General features: G+C 37.5%; 15 protein-coding genes. 7 read left to right on the forward strand and 8 right to left on the reverse strand.

The features are described from left to right. Positions 1-636, forward strand: a 636-nt coding sequence (locus ACP3VS_RS23450; protein ID WP_426390169.1) for an IS3 family transposase, incomplete at its 5' end; no start/stop codon positions are given. 156 nt (positions 637-792) lie between these two features. Here ACP3VS_RS23450 and epsC read toward each other — a convergent pair. The 3 genes from epsC to ACP3VS_RS23465 form a co-directional block, all read right to left on the reverse strand. Next, the gene (gene epsC / locus ACP3VS_RS23455; RefSeq protein ID WP_012292641.1) at positions 793-1,719 is read right to left on the reverse strand and encodes a serine O-acetyltransferase EpsC; all 927 of its coding nucleotides are present in this window, start codon (positions 1,717-1,719) and stop codon (positions 793-795) included. A 289-nt stretch (positions 1,720-2,008) separates the two neighbouring features. After that, the gene (locus ACP3VS_RS23460) at positions 2,009-2,752 is read right to left on the reverse strand and encodes an SDR family NAD(P)-dependent oxidoreductase (RefSeq protein WP_031418391.1); all 744 of its coding nucleotides are present in this window, start codon (positions 2,750-2,752) and stop codon (positions 2,009-2,011) included. Between the two features lie 20 nt (positions 2,753-2,772). Beyond that, positions 2,773-3,528 carry an SDR family NAD(P)-dependent oxidoreductase gene (locus ACP3VS_RS23465; protein ID WP_426390171.1) on the reverse strand — a complete coding sequence of 252 codons (756 nt, stop codon included), beginning with the start codon at positions 3,526-3,528 and terminating at the stop codon, positions 2,773-2,775. Positions 3,529-3,721: 193 nt separating this feature from the next. Here ACP3VS_RS23465 and ACP3VS_RS23470 point away from each other — a divergent pair, with 193 nt between their 5' ends. Together ACP3VS_RS23470 and ACP3VS_RS23475 are read left to right on the forward strand one after the other, a co-directional pair. Further along, the gene (locus ACP3VS_RS23470) at positions 3,722-4,855 is read left to right on the forward strand and encodes a LuxR C-terminal-related transcriptional regulator (RefSeq protein ID WP_426390173.1); all 1,134 of its coding nucleotides are present in this window, start codon (positions 3,722-3,724) and stop codon (positions 4,853-4,855) included. A gap of 317 nt (positions 4,856-5,172) precedes the next feature. Further along, positions 5,173-5,721, forward strand: a complete 549-nt coding sequence (locus ACP3VS_RS23475; RefSeq protein ID WP_008176154.1) for an RNA polymerase sigma factor — start codon at positions 5,173-5,175, stop codon at positions 5,719-5,721. A 107-nt stretch (positions 5,722-5,828) separates the two neighbouring features. On the opposite strand, the gene ACP3VS_RS23480 is transcribed toward ACP3VS_RS23475, so the two are convergent. From ACP3VS_RS23480 to ACP3VS_RS23500, 5 genes are all read right to left on the reverse strand, one after another. Then, positions 5,829-6,275, reverse strand: coding sequence for a MarR family winged helix-turn-helix transcriptional regulator (locus ACP3VS_RS23480; RefSeq protein WP_012292645.1), 447 nt, complete (start codon positions 6,273-6,275; stop codon positions 5,829-5,831). Between the two features lie 23 nt (positions 6,276-6,298). Then, on the reverse strand, positions 6,299-6,703 hold the full coding sequence (gene spx, locus ACP3VS_RS23485) for a transcriptional regulator Spx (protein ID WP_008176149.1): 405 nt from the start codon (positions 6,701-6,703) through the stop codon (positions 6,299-6,301). Between the two features lie 410 nt (positions 6,704-7,113). Further along, positions 7,114-8,679: an ABC-F family ATP-binding cassette domain-containing protein gene (locus tag ACP3VS_RS23490; protein WP_012292646.1), complete on the reverse strand. Its 1,566-nt coding sequence runs from the start codon at positions 8,677-8,679 to the stop codon at positions 7,114-7,116. A 34-nt stretch (positions 8,680-8,713) separates the two neighbouring features. Continuing rightward, the gene (locus ACP3VS_RS23495) at positions 8,714-8,899 is read right to left on the reverse strand and encodes an SE1832 family protein (protein WP_008176146.1); all 186 of its coding nucleotides are present in this window, start codon (positions 8,897-8,899) and stop codon (positions 8,714-8,716) included. 202 nt (positions 8,900-9,101) lie between these two features. After that, positions 9,102-10,148 (reverse strand): PseG/SpsG family protein, encoded by a 1,047-nt coding sequence (locus ACP3VS_RS23500; RefSeq protein WP_012292647.1) that lies wholly within the window; start codon positions 10,146-10,148, stop codon positions 9,102-9,104. Positions 10,149-10,371: 223 nt separating this feature from the next. Here ACP3VS_RS23500 and ACP3VS_RS23505 point away from each other — a divergent pair, with 223 nt between their 5' ends. From ACP3VS_RS23505 to ACP3VS_RS23520, 4 genes are all read left to right on the forward strand, one after another. After that, a complete protein-coding gene (locus ACP3VS_RS23505; protein ID WP_012292648.1) occupies positions 10,372-11,217 on the forward strand; it encodes an oxidoreductase in 846 nt (281 codons plus the stop codon). Between the two features lie 119 nt (positions 11,218-11,336). Beyond that, positions 11,337-11,891 (forward strand): NADPH-dependent FMN reductase, encoded by a 555-nt coding sequence (locus ACP3VS_RS23510; RefSeq protein WP_031418398.1) that lies wholly within the window; start codon positions 11,337-11,339, stop codon positions 11,889-11,891. Between the two features lie 112 nt (positions 11,892-12,003). Continuing rightward, positions 12,004-15,786 carry a DEAD/DEAH box helicase gene (locus ACP3VS_RS23515; protein ID WP_426390177.1) on the forward strand — a complete coding sequence of 1,261 codons (3,783 nt, stop codon included), beginning with the start codon at positions 12,004-12,006 and terminating at the stop codon, positions 15,784-15,786. Position 15,787: 1 nt separating this feature from the next. Then, positions 15,788-16,537: a hypothetical protein gene (locus ACP3VS_RS23520; protein WP_012292651.1), complete on the forward strand. Its 750-nt coding sequence runs from the start codon at positions 15,788-15,790 to the stop codon at positions 16,535-16,537. The last annotated feature ends 94 nt before the right edge of the window (positions 16,538-16,631 follow it).

A 16,631-nucleotide genomic window follows, 5' to 3' on the forward strand; every position in this document is an offset into this window, starting at 1 on the left:
TTACCAGAGCCAAAACACGTATCACGTCGTCGAATTGGTCGTTTAATGAAAGGTCTTGGACTAGTATCAAACTATACTGTAGCACAGTATAAGGTGCATAACTCAACATGTAATGAAGCGCCGATAAAAAATGAATTACAGCGCCAATTTGAGCAAAAAGAGCCGTTGGCTGTCATCGTGAGTGATTTAACATATGTCCGTGTCGGAACAAAATGGCATTATGTATGCTTATTTGTCGACATTTTCAATCGTGAAATCATTGGCCATAGTGCTGGTGCAAATAAGACAGCAGAGCTGGTTTATCAAGCACTAGTAAGTATTAGAGGTAACTTGAACGACATACAAATGTTTCATACAGACCGAGGAAAAGAGTTTGATAATAAGCTCATTTCAAAAGCCCTAGAAACATTCGGAATCCAGCGATCCCTGAGCATGAAGGGATGCCCTTATGATAACGCCGTGGCTAAGGCGATGTTTAAGGTATTTAAAACCGAATTCGCTAACGGAGCACATTTCTCTACTCTTGAACAGCTCGCTCTTGAACTTGATGATTATGTTCATTGGTTCAATAACATTCGAATTCACGGGACACTAGGCTATTTAACTCCAGTGGAATTCAAGCAACAGACCTTATAATTTTTGTCCAGTTTAGTGTTGACATACCAGTCTTTAGCTATGTAACGGACGAATAGGTGTAGGGAAAAATGAAAGACACTGTAGCAAAAATTCTTAACAGTGTCTTTCGATAGGTGTCTATAAGTGAGGGCAATTTTTATTTACTTAAAGAAAGAATTAAACATTTTTCGATTTACTACTACTGATATTAGGTGTTGGTGGTGAGTTGTACACACGGGAATAGGGTGGTATTGAATTCATAAGCCAAATGTTACTGCCTAGCACTGAATCGTGACCAATGGTCGTTTCGCCACCTAAAATGGTTGCACCCGCATAAATAACGACATTATCTTCAATATTCGGATGACGTTTAATCCCTTTAATTGGATTGCCATTTTCATCAAGAGGGAAGCTTAATGCCCCTAACGTGACACTTTGATATATTTTGACATTATTGCCGATGATACATGTCTCACCGATTACGACACCTGTGCCGTGATCGATAAAGAAGGATTCACCAATTGTCGCGCCTGGGTGAATATCGATTCCTGTTAAACTATGTGCATACTCAGACATAATACGTGGGACAATTGGTACGCCCACTTCATATAACTCATGTGCAATACGGTGAATATATACCGCAACAATCGAAGGATAACTTAATAAAATTTCTTCTGTGGAAAGGGCAGCAGGATCTCCGTTGTACGCTGCCTGAATATCCGTTTGCAAGGTTTTACGGATTTTTGGAAATTGCGAAATTAAATCCATCACAATGCGATCTGCATCCTCTTGACAAGTACAGTTTTCAAGATTGCTGTTGTATTCCAAATTGTAAATTAATACTTTTTCGATAATATCCCGTAAATCCAATGCCGTTTCACGTAGTTTATTACTACTTACTATATTAACGCGTCTAGTATCGATCGGTGGAGCAGTATGGATACCCGGAAACAGCACTTCATGAAAATTATCTAAGATTTTATAAATTTTATTGCGCCCAACAAAGCCAATTGAATTTTCAATATCCACATACTGTCGATTAATATCACATAATGAACTTGTGATTTCTGGAACTTTTTCATTTAACCAATCATTTAAACTCATTATAAAACACCCCTCAACCTCATAATAACTGATGTAATAAAAGTACAAAGCATTTCATCCAATAGCAACTCTTTTAGCTTTAAAATATATTAATATTTATATTATCGAAAAAATACCTGCATGTGGAGTGCCATTAAATAATCTTATATTGTTTTACCATAAAATACGACTGCTTTTAAAGCTTACTGCTTCAGGTTATGATCTAGACGGATTGGCTCTGGGAGAATTTTAATCAAATAAAAAGGGTCTGATTTCGGAACGATGCCGAATTCAGACCCTTAGTTTTTTATTAGTGAGCAGTATAGCCGCCATCAACAAGGAGTGTTGTACCATTAACAAAGCTTGCATCATCGCTTGCTAAGAATAAAACAGCTTTGGCAATCTCTTCTGGTTTACCAAGACGACCTTGTGGATGAAGGGAAGCTAAATATTCTTTCTTTTGAGCGTCTACTTCAGCCAATAGAGGTGTATCGATATAGCCAGGACATACAGCATTTACGCGAATACCTTGTTTTGCATAAGCTGTGCATAGGTTTTGTGTTAATAGTTTTACACCACCTTTTGCAGATGAATAGGCTGTTGGATTTGGTAAGGAAACAAAACTATGGATAGAGCCAGCATTAACTATGACCCCACCAGTTCCTTGCGCAAGGAACTGCTCAATGGCATATTTATCAGAAAGAAATACACCTGATAAATTTATATCAATTGTTCTTTTCCATTTTTCAAATGATAACTCGTGAGCGGGTGCATCGTCAGCTACACCTGCATTGGCATACATAATATCAAGTTTTCCATATTTAAGAACGGTTTCATTAATCATGTTTTTAATATCATCTTCGCTTGTTACATCCGTTTTTACGAAGAGCGTATCATAACCATCGTTATTCAATTGTTCGGAGATGTTTTGTCCGCGTTCTGAAAAATCGGCAATGACTACTTGAGCACCTTCTTGGGCAAAGAGGCGAACTGTTGCTTCACCGATACCACTAGCGCCACCTGTGACGATTGCTACTTTATCTTTTAGTTTCATTTTAATGACCACCTTTATAATTATTTTGCAGTTGCTCCACCATCAATAACAAATTCGGCACCGGTTGAGAAAGAGGATTCATCAGAAGCTAAGAACAGTACTGTTTGAGCCACTTCTTTTACAGAACCTAAACGACCTAATGGGAATAAGTTTTTTCCTAATTCATCCTTAGAGCTTCCAGTTGTTGCAGATGCATAATCGGCCATTCCTGTATCGATATAGCCAGGGTGAATAGAGTTTACGCGGACACCAAATGGGGCATATTCCATTGCGGCATCTTTTGTCATAATGCGTACGGCACCTTTACTAGCGCCATATAAAACATGTCCAGCAGCACCTGTTAAGCCTGCAATGGAAGAAGCATTAATGACAGAGCCATTATTTTGTTTGGCCATAAGCGGCATGATATGCTTCATGCCAAGGAAAACACCAGTTACATTGATGGCCATTAAGCGATTCCAGTCTGAAAGTTCAATTTCTGCAAGTGCTTTAATTATATAAATGCCTGCATTGTTGAAAAGAATATCAATTTTTTTAAATGTATGAATCGTTATATCTGCAACTTTTTTCCAATCGTCTTCATTGCTAACATCATGACGTACAAATAAGGCTTCGCCTCCAATTGCTTGGATGCAGCTAACTGTTTCGTTCCCAGATTGTTCATTTATATCAGTAATGACTATTTTTGCTCCTTCTTTCGCAAATAATAGTGCAGTTTCTTTCCCGATGCCTGTACCTCCGCCTGTAATAACGGCTACTTTATTTTCAAGTCTCATTTCAAGCACGCACCTTCCATTATTTCTGGTTATATGGTTACCTTAGGATTCAAATGTATTCGCTTTATTTTAGCGATAGCTTCATCTTACTCCTTTCAATTTGAAATACTATCCTATAAGATGCTGTATAATATAGTGATGGAGTACCCTTCATTTATAGGGGTATTTTTAGTAAGGAGGAGAGGAATTTCCTATGACGCACTCATTTCAATCCTTTGAACAAATGACACTTCAAGAATTTGTGTTATTTATCAAAATTCATAGTAAACAAATTGAAGAGAATACGAATATTTACCTCAATCTAGACCCTTCTATTGCTGAAGCAGATAGAGAAAGAGTGGCAATGCTACTGGATTCCTTTCTACATTTAATGACGCATTCAACTATCGAAGAACTAAATGATGATTTTAGAAGATTTTTTAAGACATGGCTTCAATCACAGCTATCTATTATTGATACGAGAAGCTTTCATCTATTCCAATTGATTTTAGAGAAATCATTGATTACTTTCATGATTCAGCAAAAAATTAGTCGAATGCATGCCATTCTAATGTATGTACTAACGATATTTACATTTTTAGTACAGCTTTACTTTAATGACGAAGAAGATCACAAAAATAGTCGTAGAACTACTCCTGAAAATGAGGAGTTGAGGCGACTACAATTATTGGATAAACTCGATAAATTGCTCATCAGTTCCTCTGGTTATCAGGATTTAGCCTATATTTTAAAGAAATGTGAAGAGTATTTTACTTATAAAAGATGTGTATTTTATGCCTATGTGCCTTGGTCCAATCAATTTTACGGGGTTATTGGTGCAGAGCTTCCAAAGGTTCAAAGCATGAAAGGGGAGCTAACCAGTGAAAATACCGTACTCGGCTCAAGAAAACCTATATATTTGAAAAACCCTAAAAATTATGTGAAGGAAGAACATATACAATTATTTAATTTATCGTCGATTATATTTATCCCGATTATTCAACAGGATCAATTATTTGGATGGCTAACATTTGACCAGCTAGGTGAAGAATTTGATTGTACGAAGAATGAATTATTGTTACTTGAAGAAGTAGGGAAGCGGTTGGGGTTATTTTTATCACGTAAGGGTGAAAAGGTTGAAAAGTGTACAGAACTTCACTTAACAGAAAGGGAGTCCATGATTTTGGGTCTGCTTGCAGAGGGATATGACAATAAAAAAATTGGGGGATTACTATTTCTAAGTGAGCATACAGTCAGAGATTATGTAAGTAGTTTAATGACAAAGCTCAAAGCGAAGAATCGGACACAGGTCGTTGCTTCGGCTTTTCGATTAGGACTATTAAGTTAGCCAAAGCGAAAAATAGGGGGTTCCCCACTAGATGAAATACATCTGCTTACTTTACAAGTCATTGTTAAAGTGGCAGATTTTTAATTTTCCAATAATTATTATTATGAATATAGTAATGAAAATAGAAGTTTAATGTTATAGAGCAGTGTTATACAGGCTGAGTAATATAGTAGTAAAACAATTTTTACGAATATTACAAGCAAAAGTGTTTAAGCTTACACGATTGTAATGAAATTGAAAGCCAATACGATAGAGTGTAATACATTATTTTGCGAGAATGTGTATAGAAGCAAGAACAAGAAGCGGAGGCATACACAATGAATGAAAAATTAGAAGGCGTATACGAGGAATACAATCGTTATATATATCACTTATGTTTAAAACTAACTCGCAATAATGTAGAGGCTGAAGATTTAATGCAAGAAGTTTGGGTAAAGGTTGTACGCTATGAAGACAGCGTAGCTGAAGTAGAGCATATTAAGGCTTGGCTTACAACCATTACAATGAATACATTCAGAGATCGCTATCGTAAAAAGGTTCGTCGTAGTAAATATATGATGAACCAACCTGAAACATTAGACGTACCGATATTAGATTTGGTTCCCAATAATGAAATTTCAACAGAAGAAAAGGTTGAAAAGGATATTGTCACAAAACTAGTACAAGATAAAATGGAGCAATTAGATGGCATCTATAGAAAGACTTTATGGTATTTCTACATAGATCAATATTCACTTGCAGAAATTTCTACAATTATGAAAGTTTCCATTGGTACTGTGAAATCACGTTTATTCCGTGCAAAGGCTCGATTAAAAGAAATGCTGATGTCAGATACAGCCATTGTGGAATCTGTGCTACCAGCGTAATGAAAGCTGATTGGTCGCACAACATACGTACTTAGACGGAAGTATTCAGTCGACTAATCTAAAAAAAGATGCATTCGCAAATAATTGCGATGCATCTTTTTATTTCTTTATTCTGGCCGATTGGCATCAACATCCAATAGACATTTTGAAAAAATAGTGCGTAATGTTTGCAGTTCTTCAGCCGTGAGCATTCCAAACATATTGTTGATGATTTCACTAACCTGTTGACGAGATTCTTTTAAGATGCTCTCGCCTTCAGAAGTTATGACGAGCTGTGACGCTCGTCGATCTGTAGCGTGCTGTGTTTTTTCAATAAAGCCAGCATTTATAAGCTTCGTTGTTAAAACGGTGACGCCACCTGTCGTTACCTTTAACCGCTCAGCAATAGCAGAAGGGCGTTTAGGGCCCTCCTGCGATAAGTAGTCTAAAATTAAAATATGGGATTTTGAAAAGCCGAGCGCATTATGATTATTCCACTCGTTCGCCCACTTACGCTCAATGGATGAAACAACTTCAAACAACGAGGTAATGGCTTTTTGTTTTTCTTGATCCATAGAAGGTCATCTCCAAAACTGTTTTAACTTTCTTGTGCCAATCTTGTCATCGCATTTAATTCGTAAGCACGTACTTTACGCGGGATAAAACGGCGGATGTCCATCTCATTGTAACCAACTTGAATACGTTTTTCATCTATTAAAATAGGGCTACGTAACATTCTTGGGTGTGCTTGAATAATAGCAAAAAGCTCCTGAATAGAAAGTTGGTCGATATCGATATTTAAATTTTTAAAATCATTCGAATTTGTTGCGATAATTTCATCTGTTCCATCTTCAGTCATGCTTAAAATTTCTTTAAATTCTGCAAGTGTAAGTGGATGAGAAGTGATACGTTTTTCTTTATATTCAATATTGTGATCTTTTAACCATTTAAGTGCTTTTCTGGATGAAGAACAGCTCGCTTGTGAGTAAATTGTAACTGTCATTCTTCATTCCTCGCTTTCTTTTTTAGATTATATTTTATAAATATCTTATCAGTAAGGTAAATTGTTTATATATATATCTTACTAGTAAGCTATATATAAATCAATAGCTATTTAAAAAAATATCTATAACACCATGATTTTTTTCAGGTATATTAACATATACGAAGATCATCCTAAAAAAGTTTCATTTTCACAGCTTACAATGATGTAAGTTTAGGGAAGTGAATAGGGACTACATGAAGCATAGGCTTGTCCAAGAGGAGAGAAATGACGAGCTAAAAAATATCAGTCCACTGATTATAGTATGTTTAAATGAGGAGAATTATACATGGAAACTTAAAATTATTTGTGGAATTTGGCAAATAGGAAAAGGGTAGTCTCAAATCATCTTTGAGACTACCCTTTTAGATTTAGCCTTGTTGTCCTGAAGTGAACCAATCTTGGACATTCCAGACCTTCGTAGCGAGACCATCATAGAAATCAGGTTCGTGACTTACGAGTACAATAGTGCCTTTAAATTCTTTCATCGCACGTTTTAATTCATTTTTTGCATCGACATCTAAATGGTTCGTCGGTTCGTCAAATAGAAGCCAGTTCGCCTCTTCCATCATTAATTTGCATAAACGAACTTTCGCTTGCTCTCCACCCGATAATGAATTCAGTGGACGTGTAATGTGATCAGTCTTTAAGCCCGCTTTCGCTAAGGCAGCACGAACTTGCGCTTGCTCCATTGAAGGGAAGGCGTTCCACACATCATCAATGGGTGTAATTTTTTCCGCTTTTACCTCTTGTTCGAAATAAGATGGATAAAGATAATCTCCTCGAATCACTTTGCCATTTAAAGGATTAATTTTACCAAGCATTGTTTTTAATAATGTTGATTTACCTACACCATTCATGCCGACTAAAGCAATCTTCTCTCCTCGTTCAATAGCAAAAGTGAGTGGGGGAAGTAATGGTTTGTCCTTATCATAACCAATCACCAAATTTTCAGCCTCTACCACATAGCGACTTGACGAACGTGCTTCTTTAAAACCAAACTCAGGCTTTACAGCAGTTTCTGGGCGATCAATTCGCTCTAATCGGTCAAGCTGCTTGGCACGAGACTTAGCACGGCCAGTAGTAGAGTATCGCGCTTTATTTTTGGCAATAAAATCCTCTTGCTTCTTGATGAATTCTTGTTGTTTTTCATACGCGTCAATATGCTGACGCTTATTGATTTCAGCAAGCTCTAAGAATTTTTCGTAGGTTGCTGTATAACGAGTTAGCTTTGAAAATTCAAGTTGGAAGATGACATCCACCGTCTCGTTCATAAATTCTGTATCATGCGAAATTAATAGGAAGGCATATGGATAGTTCTTTAAATAGTTTTTTAGCCATGTAATATGTTCTTCATCAAGATAGTTTGTAGGCTCGTCTAATAATAGAACTTTTGGTTTTTCTAATAACAGCTTAGCTAGTAAAACCTTTGTACGTTGACCACCAGAAAGGGCAGCCACATCTCGCTCCAAGCCAATAGCATCGAGCCCAAGCCCGCGCGCAACTTCTTCAATTTTCATATCGAGTGAATAGAAGTCACCTGCATCTAACGCATCTTGAACTTCAGCCATTTGCTCTAATAGAACTTCTAATTCTTCAGGTGTAGCTTCAGCCATCTTACCTGTAATTTCATTGAGTTCCTCTTCTTTTTTATACAAGGGTAGAAAAGCGTCACGCAATACATCGCGCATCGTTCTACCAGCTGTGAGTACTGTATGTTGATCTAAATAACCATAATGTGTACCAGGGAGCCATTCCACTTTTCCCTCATCATGAATTGTTTGACCAGTGATAATGCCCATTAAAGTTGATTTACCTACACCATTTGCCCCAACGAGTCCAATATGGTCACCCTCTACTAAACGAAACGATACATCTTTAAAAAGTGTACGATCTCCGAATGAATGACCTAAATTTTCTACTGTTAAAATTGCCATATATGTTCCTCCAACTATCTTTCAAGTTTCCATTTTATAGTTCTGCTAGTTGCTTATTCAGCTCTGCAAGCTTCGACTCCATATTTGCAAGACGTTGCTCTGCCTGTGCTACTTGATCGTTGTGTCCTGTTGACTCAAGTTTTTCGATATCGCCTTGTAAATTGATATAGTCCATTTTTAATTCTTTAATTTGATATTCTAAATCATTTTTGGTTGGCATGATGGTTGCTCCTTTTTTAAGCGTATTTGTATAGCGAATGCGTGTAAAAAGCGATGGGGGTTTATTGATCCCCCACCGCATATCATTAAAATCAATCGGGAACTGAAAAAAAATGAACTTACCTAAGTCCCAACTTTTATAAGATGAGATGCTAAAGTGAAAATTTCTTATATATTGTATCATAATCATCTTTGAAGTAGCACTAAGTAGAAGCGATATTATGACGATCATAAGCAAAGTCTAAAAGTAGCTCTAAGAGTGTTTCATTATTACTAACGAGATTGAGCTGGCGTTGTTTTTTTACGGCACGTTCACTGCGTGCTTCATGTAAAAGAAACTCCATAACAGCATTTTGTATTTGTGATTGTTTCATTTTACGACCTAGCCCTAGATGAATAAAACCATTCTGTTCTCTTGGGAAAGCATGTAATAGCTCTGCCTCCGATTGTGCAAGCGTAATGCATGGCACACCATAAGAGGCAATTTTATAAGGCGTATAATTGGCATTGCAAATAATAACATCTGCTTTTGGTAAAAGTTTGAGAAGCGCGTTTTTATCACGAAGGATGGCTGTGTTGCGACGACTTAGTACCATCATTTGTAAGTCGTCTGTCGCATGGCGGTAGCTGTCGTCAATCATAACTGTAATTTGTAGTGGAATTTGGAGCTGTGTTAAGTGTCGCAGGGTACGATAGGTTAAATTATGCTCGTCCCCATCTTCAAAAGCTACAACGATATGGGGAGGATTTTCAGGTGTTTTGCTTTCAGGTCTATCGCTAAAGTTTTGATAGTCTTCGGGTAATGCAAAAACAAAGCTCCCCCCAATATAATGAGACGGTAAATAATCTTTTACCTCGTGATAGAGTGCTAGAAGTACACAGTCACAGGCTTGACCACCTTCACCAAAATCATCAAAGTGAAGAATCGTTTTGCAGAAAGGTCGTAAATCCTGTACTTGCCAAGCCTCAGAATTGCGGCCATCTCTGACGATTAAATCTGGCTGAATGCCTTTCATTTGCTTAGGAAGCTCATTAAAATGATCAAATAAAACAGGGGTTAGACCTTCATTAATTAAAATTTGAACCCCTTCATTTGAAGGCGTTTTTACAAATATAAAAACTTTCTCATTCGTCAGTAGTTTAGCTAATGTTGAAACCCGCTCAAAAGGATACAGCCCTTTATCAATACAGCTTTCAATAATGAAAACAATCGTTTTTTTCGGTACTATTGCTTGCGTTTCGTTTTGCAAATGTATCCCACCCTTTCCTCTGTCTCTTTAAATTATGGTGAAGAAAGAGCAAGTATGTGTAAAATTTAGGATTTGATAAATGATCTTTTTAAGTGAATCTTTCAAATAGCTATCTTTTAGATACGATAAATAGCTTTTAATCATCAAAAAATGTGGTCGATATATATAGTGAGTTTATTTCGATACATAACAAAGATGGTGGTTATGGAAGGAGGGAAGAGGCATGGGTATGCGTGCTGCAATTGTAATTGGAGCAACGGGATTAACTGGCTCCTCTCTTGTAGAGCAATTATGTGAAAATGATGAATATGTATCCGTGACAGTAATTACAAGAAGAAAACCAACTTTTACGCATCCTAAGCTAGAGGTGAAAATTCGTGATTTTGATAGGTTAGAGGAACAAGATATAGCATTTGCGCATGAACTATATTGCTGTTTAGGTACAACTATAAAAAAGGCAGGGTCTCGAAAGGTATTCGAAAGGGTAGACTTTGAATATCCTTTAGCGATTGCTTCATTGGCAAAAAAGCGTGGAATTCCCCATTTTCTTGTTATCACTGCAATGGGTGCTAAGGAGAGTTCTCCTTTTTACTATAGCCGAGTTAAAGGAAAGCTAGAGCATGATTTAATGGAGTTGGGCTTACAGCAGCTTTCTATAATCCGTCCTTCACTCTTAGTAGGAGAACGGAATGAATTTCGTTTAGGGGAAAAGGCTGGAGAAAAGGTATTAAAAATAGCCAAGCCTTTTTTAATAGGACCACTAAAGAGATTTAGAGCCATTGAAGCCTCTCAAGTAGCAAAGGCAATGATGATTATTGCGCTACACGGCAAACAACAACCAGTGACCATTTATCCTTCCCATGTATTAGCAGCATTGGAATTTCCAGAAACGTCAGAAAAAGATGTTTCTAGGGAGACGCTATTTAATTGGGATAAAATTAAAAAAGCAGATTCGCTTCATGAAGAGGACAAGGTCAATCGCGATGTAGTGATTGATCGCGAGAAATATAATATCCCAGATGAGGTGGTTGATAAGGAAGTTCATTTCAGACCATATGATAAAGAGTAATTTTTCTTGCTTTCCGCCTAAAGACTGAATTTCTAGCTTTCCTCACTCCTGTTCTTTCCGAGCCACTTTTCATTTGATACAATATTATTGTAGAAGATGAATGTGGAGGCAAAGTGAAGATGAAAATTTTACTCGTTGATGGCACAATGTTTGGTCGAAAAACTGGTGCTATTTTAGAGCAAGTGGAACAATATATTAAAGAATTAGATGCTAGTTTCGTTTTAGAAATGATGCATTTTAGTGAATATAAACATCAAATTGTAGATGGCTCACCGTTAAATGAAGATATGAAAAAAATGATTCAACAATTTGAGGAAGCGGATGCTTATATTATTGCGACACCAATTTTCCAAGCATCTATCCCTGGCGTTTTGAAGAATGCATTTGACTTCTTACATCCTAAAACAATGCGCTATAAACCTGTATCTATAGTTGCAAATGGGGGCACATATCAACATCACCTTGTAGTAGAAAATCAATTAAAGCCTATTTTAGACTACTTCCGTGCTCTTGTGACACCAAACTATGTGTATACACATACATCCCATTTTGATGCAGATAATCATATTGTAGATGAAGATGTTCATAGCCGTTTACGTGAATTAGCGCGTGTATTTGTTCAATACTGTGAGATGAGCAAGAACTTGCCGAAGGAAACAATCGATCAACATTAATAGCACCCTTGCATGGTGGTAAGAAATCACTGTGCAGGGGATTTTTCTTTGTAAGTATTCTTTTAGTATGTGATAAAATAAAACTTTAGTGACACTGGAAGGAGGGCTGCTCATGCAGGACATCGCTTTACTAGAAAAACAACGCTGTTGTCTTATTTTGACTAATAAGGCAAAGGAAGCGGTAGAGGAATGCTCAGCAAACGAGCATGCCTTTTTTGCGTTACAAAAATCTTTTACTGTCTACATAGAAAAACGCAAAGCAAAAACAGTGGGTGAAATATTTTTATCTATCTATTTTAATGCTGAAGACAATGAAAAGTTAAGTGATATTGTTCCTGAGAAAACAGTGATTATGGACTGTGTGCTAAAGCTAGAAGGATTACTGGCGACAAATATTCGTTTTGTGCATATGCGAGGTCCGATTAACACAAATCGACGCATAGCAGCAGCACTGCAATTTGTTACAAAGCCTAACAACGGAGCAGGTGTTCCACTTGAGCTTCATACGAAGATCAGACAGCTACCGATAGCAGAAGAACGGACTGAATATGTTAAAAAACGTATTGCTAGCTGGGAAGGTTATTTAAAAATACAAGAGCGCGATGCAACTATTGACGATATTCATAGTGAATTTAAGCAGAGCTATTTCAATGAAGATTTCACACGCTTAACGCTCGTATGTCCTTACATAAAGAATAAGGAATGGAAGCAATTGGAGGGCTTGAGTGTAAGTATACAAGGAGTCCGCGGTGAAATAGGACAAGTATTAAAGGCTCATGCTGGAAAACAAATAGTTGAAATTGATTTAAAGCCCTTTACACAAGATTTGGCTCGTAAGGATCAGCTTAATCTTCGTTCGAAACAAGCGAGCTTCAGCAATTTTGCAACATTAAGTCAAATTAGAAGATTACGGAATGGCTTTACCAAGCTAGAAAAGGGTGAGGCTGTTAATCCTAATTTAGAGACGATCCTATTTGAAAAAAGACCATCTGTACGAGCATCGAAGCTTCGTGAAGATATTGAATTTCACAATCATTTAAATGAATATCAAAGACGAGCGGTTTTAGGTGCTCTATCTGTTGAAGATTTATATGTGATTCAAGGTCCACCTGGTACAGGGAAAACAACTGTCATTTCAGAGATTTGTCAGCAAAATGTGAAAGCTGGTTTAAAAACGCTTGTTGCATCTCAGTCAAATCTAGCAGTAGATAATGCTTTAGGACGGCTTCTTTCCAATCAAGAAATTAGGATTTTACGCTATGGTAGAACGGAAAGTATTGAGGAAGAGGGAAAAAAATTTATTGAAGAAAATGTGGCTCTACAGTGGCGTGAGCAAACATTGGCAGCAATTGAAGAGGCAATTTTGGTCTTTCCTGAACGTGAGCAGATGTTCAAGGACAATCTGACTAAAGCAAAAGCTGAGCTTGAAAAATTAGAGTTATGGCTTGAGGAACTGGCGCAAGAGATGACCGCTAAAGAGCAAGCTGCTATTGAAGAACCAATTCTTCAGCAGGAAATTCAAGCGTTAAAAAAAGACTTAAAAACTGCGAAAACAGAGCAACAGACATATGAAGCTCAAAAAGAGCATTATGAGAAGCAGCTCGCCCAAATAGAGCCGATTATACAGCAACTTGAACAGACACTTGCTGACCATCCTTCAATTGAAGATCTACAGCTTACCATTCAAGAGACTTCACAAAAAGTGGAGCAATTAGAAGCAGCTACTCAATATAAAGAATTGCTGGAGCAAAAACAGCAATTAGCTGTACAATTCCAGGATATTCAAGAAAAATATGAAATAGAAAATAATCGTCTCATCATCATGAAGGAAGCGCAAAAGTATGTGCATACATTGACTTCCTATGAACGTATCCAACGATATTTACAGCATTATCAAATTCGTCCTTCTCATGTTCTTTCGCAGCAAATAAATCGAATACAGTATCTAGAGGATGCAAAAGATTTAGAGGCATGGTCTACCATCAATAGCCGTCTTCAAAAGGCCATAGCCAAGCTAGAGGCGTTAGTGTCTGATGATGTGAAGGAGCAGGCGCAGGCAAAAAGTAGATTACAGCCTGTCCAATCATTTTCTTTACAAAATCTTACGGGTGTATTTGCTCAGTTAAACAAGGCATTTCAAGACGATCAAACACCTGACATTCATGAAATTGAAAGCTATTTGCTGGGACTCTATATGCGTCGTGATTTTGTATGGCAAAAAGGGATGGCACTTAAGCAGCAACAAGCGCATAAAGACGAAGAATACGAATCCTTTCGAAAAAATCTTGTTAGTTTAATACATCAAGAGTGTGCAATTACAAGTTTTGATGTACAAAGCATACAACGGCAATTGCAGCCATTTATACAGCATACAGAGCGATTACAACAGCTAGAGGGTAACTTCCTAATAGAAGCAGTACCAGAGGAGTCCGTTGAATATTTAAAAATTCTTACGGGACAATTACGAGAATCTCTTCAGGAAGCCAATCAGCAACTAGAACAAGTTGAAAAGGCTAGAGTTCAATTAGTACCCAAACAAGCTTCCCTTCAAACTGTACAAACTAGCTTGCAGGAAGTAGATCTACTGCTATCACAAATGGAAGAGCGGTTAAAGGAGATCAATGTGGCTGGATTGAAAAAAGAAAAGCAACTAGCCATCTACACGAAGCTATTGCAGTCGACACCAGAACGCACAGCAGAAGAGGTTAGGGAGGCTATTCAAACTTCAAAGCAAGCTATTGAAGAATTACAGCGTCAGGAAAAACAACTACCACTTCGAAAAAAATTGCAAGAGCAATGGCGAGAAAAGCTACAAAATGCTACCGAATATGATTTAGATGAGATTAGAAAATTATATGTACGACATGCAAATGTTATTGGTACCACATGTGTAGCTTCGGCGAGTAAAGAGTTTATGGAAAATTACCCAACCTTTGATGTTGTCATTATTGATGAAGTTTCAAAGGCAACACCACCAGAATTATTATTACCAATGCTGAAGGGGAAAAAGGTTATTTTGGTAGGGGATCATCACCAGCTACCGCCCCTACTTGGTGACGATACATTGGAGGAAACATTGAAGGCGATGTTAGAAGAAAATCCAAATTTTGAAGGCGCACAGGAGTTAAAAAATTTACTTCGTGAATCATTATTTGAGCGCTTATTCAATAATCTGCCTCAAACTCATAAGCAAATGCTAGCTCTTCAATACCGCATGCATGAAAAAATTATGCAAAGTATTACGCCATTTTATGCGAAAGAAGAAAATGGCTTGCAATGTGGCTTGCCAGACTCGGATTCTGCGAGAGACCATGGTTTAGAGGGGCAATTTGTAAAACGTGATGACCATTTATTGTGGATTGATATTCCAACCGAGAAACCTTATTTAGAGGAGCAGGTAAAGGGTGGTACAAGTCGTTTTAATGAAGGTGAATTACAAACAATTCGTCGTATATTGCTAGACTTAAATGATGCCGTGCAGGCAGCAAAAGAAGCTGGGCGTATGCCACAGGATGCCTTGAAAAGCGTCGGGGTCATTAGCTTCTACGGTGAGCAGGTGAAGAAAATAAATCGTCTCCTCCAGCAGGAACTACAGTTACCACATTTACAATTCAGAACAGGGACAGTGGATAAGTTCCAAGGAATGGAGATGGACGTGATACTTGTCAGTATGGTACGTAATACGCCAAAGGGTGGAGATATTGGCTTTGCAAAAGATTACCGTCGCTTAAATGTTGCTCTATCCCGCGCTCGGGAGTTACTACTGCTTGTAGGAAGTTCAGAAATGTTTGCGAAACGTGCAAAACATCAAGATACAAGAGATATGTATACCAAGTTATTAAATACAGTAAAATCCTACGAGGGCTTGCGTAATCATGAAGGATTGGTGATTTAAAGTGTCAAAATTACAGCAACGATTAATGCGTGAGCTGCAACAAAATCGCAATATAAAAATTATCAATACTGCTGAGTGGTGTATTCCAATTCGTACAGTGGATGTAACTTACGAGCCGGTTCGCCGTTCCACGATGGATGTCTTAATGACAATGCTGCTACTAAGCATTCAAGAGGCTGATTTTGGAAGTGTGGAGGAATTGAGCGAATTATTGCTTGTAGATCCGTTATTTATCGAAGACCTGATTTCTTTAATGATTCGCGTTGGTCTTATGAAAAATGAGGAAGGCTTTTTTAAGCTAACAGAAAAAGGGCAGCAACAGCTTGAACAAGGTATCTTTGAAGAGGAGCTAGAAGTAGAAGCATCTACTCTTTACTTTAGTCCTTGCCATCAATCATTTCTGACTAGTGATGTAAATAACGATGAATACGATGAGTTACCAGAGCTTTATCGTTATGTGGATAAGGAAGCTGAACAACAGGAGCAATTTGATGAAACACTGATTATAGCTGCCTTACAAGAAGCGGATGAAGAAGAAACGGGCAACTCACAAAGAATTATTGCAAGAGTTGTTGAAGTAGAAGCCCAACAAATTAATGATAGTCCATGCTTAGAATTTATACTTTACGATAAGGAGCAGGATATCCTATTTGTTCGTGTGTGGAATATGTTATTAAATCAATGGGACCGCCATCTAGAACAACAACTTACCGATAAAGAACAATTGATGTGGCGTGAGCAATATTTATAGAATGAAAAACGAGCGTGTTTGAAGTGACCCCTAAAAGTTAGACACGGTTATTTTGATTTAGGCAGCTTGGATAAAATGAGTTCGGTATTGCACC

It is taken from the genome of Lysinibacillus sp. VIII_CA (genome assembly GCF_049943995.1).
Taxonomy (GTDB): Bacteria; Bacillota; Bacilli; order Bacillales_A; family Planococcaceae; genus Lysinibacillus; species Lysinibacillus pinottii.

Excerpts from the sequence above, each read along its gene's own strand:
- epsC (WP_012292641.1), bottom strand. The coding sequence starts at position 1,719 with ATGAGTTTAAATGATTGGTTAAATGAAAAAGTTCCAGAAATCACAAGT.
- ACP3VS_RS23460 (WP_031418391.1), bottom strand. The coding sequence starts at position 2,752 with ATGAAACTAAAAGATAAAGTAGCAATCGTCACAGGTGGCGCTAGTGGT.
- ACP3VS_RS23465 (WP_426390171.1), bottom strand. The coding sequence starts at position 3,528 with ATGAGACTTGAAAATAAAGTAGCCGTTATTACAGGCGGAGGTACAGGC.
- ACP3VS_RS23470 (WP_426390173.1), top strand. The coding sequence starts at position 3,722 with ATGACGCACTCATTTCAATCCTTTGAACAAATGACACTTCAAGAATTT.
- ACP3VS_RS23475 (WP_008176154.1), top strand. The coding sequence starts at position 5,173 with ATGAATGAAAAATTAGAAGGCGTATACGAGGAATACAATCGTTATATA.
- ACP3VS_RS23480 (WP_012292645.1), bottom strand. The coding sequence starts at position 6,275 with ATGGATCAAGAAAAACAAAAAGCCATTACCTCGTTGTTTGAAGTTGTT.
- spx (WP_008176149.1), bottom strand. The coding sequence starts at position 6,703 with ATGACAGTTACAATTTACTCACAAGCGAGCTGTTCTTCATCCAGAAAA.
- ACP3VS_RS23490 (WP_012292646.1), bottom strand. The coding sequence starts at position 8,679 with ATGGCAATTTTAACAGTAGAAAATTTAGGTCATTCATTCGGAGATCGT.
- ACP3VS_RS23495 (WP_008176146.1), bottom strand. The coding sequence starts at position 8,899 with ATGCCAACCAAAAATGATTTAGAATATCAAATTAAAGAATTAAAAATG.
- ACP3VS_RS23505 (WP_012292648.1), top strand. The coding sequence starts at position 10,372 with ATGGGTATGCGTGCTGCAATTGTAATTGGAGCAACGGGATTAACTGGC.
- ACP3VS_RS23510 (WP_031418398.1), top strand. The coding sequence starts at position 11,337 with ATGAAAATTTTACTCGTTGATGGCACAATGTTTGGTCGAAAAACTGGT.
- ACP3VS_RS23515 (WP_426390177.1), top strand. The coding sequence starts at position 12,004 with ATGCAGGACATCGCTTTACTAGAAAAACAACGCTGTTGTCTTATTTTG.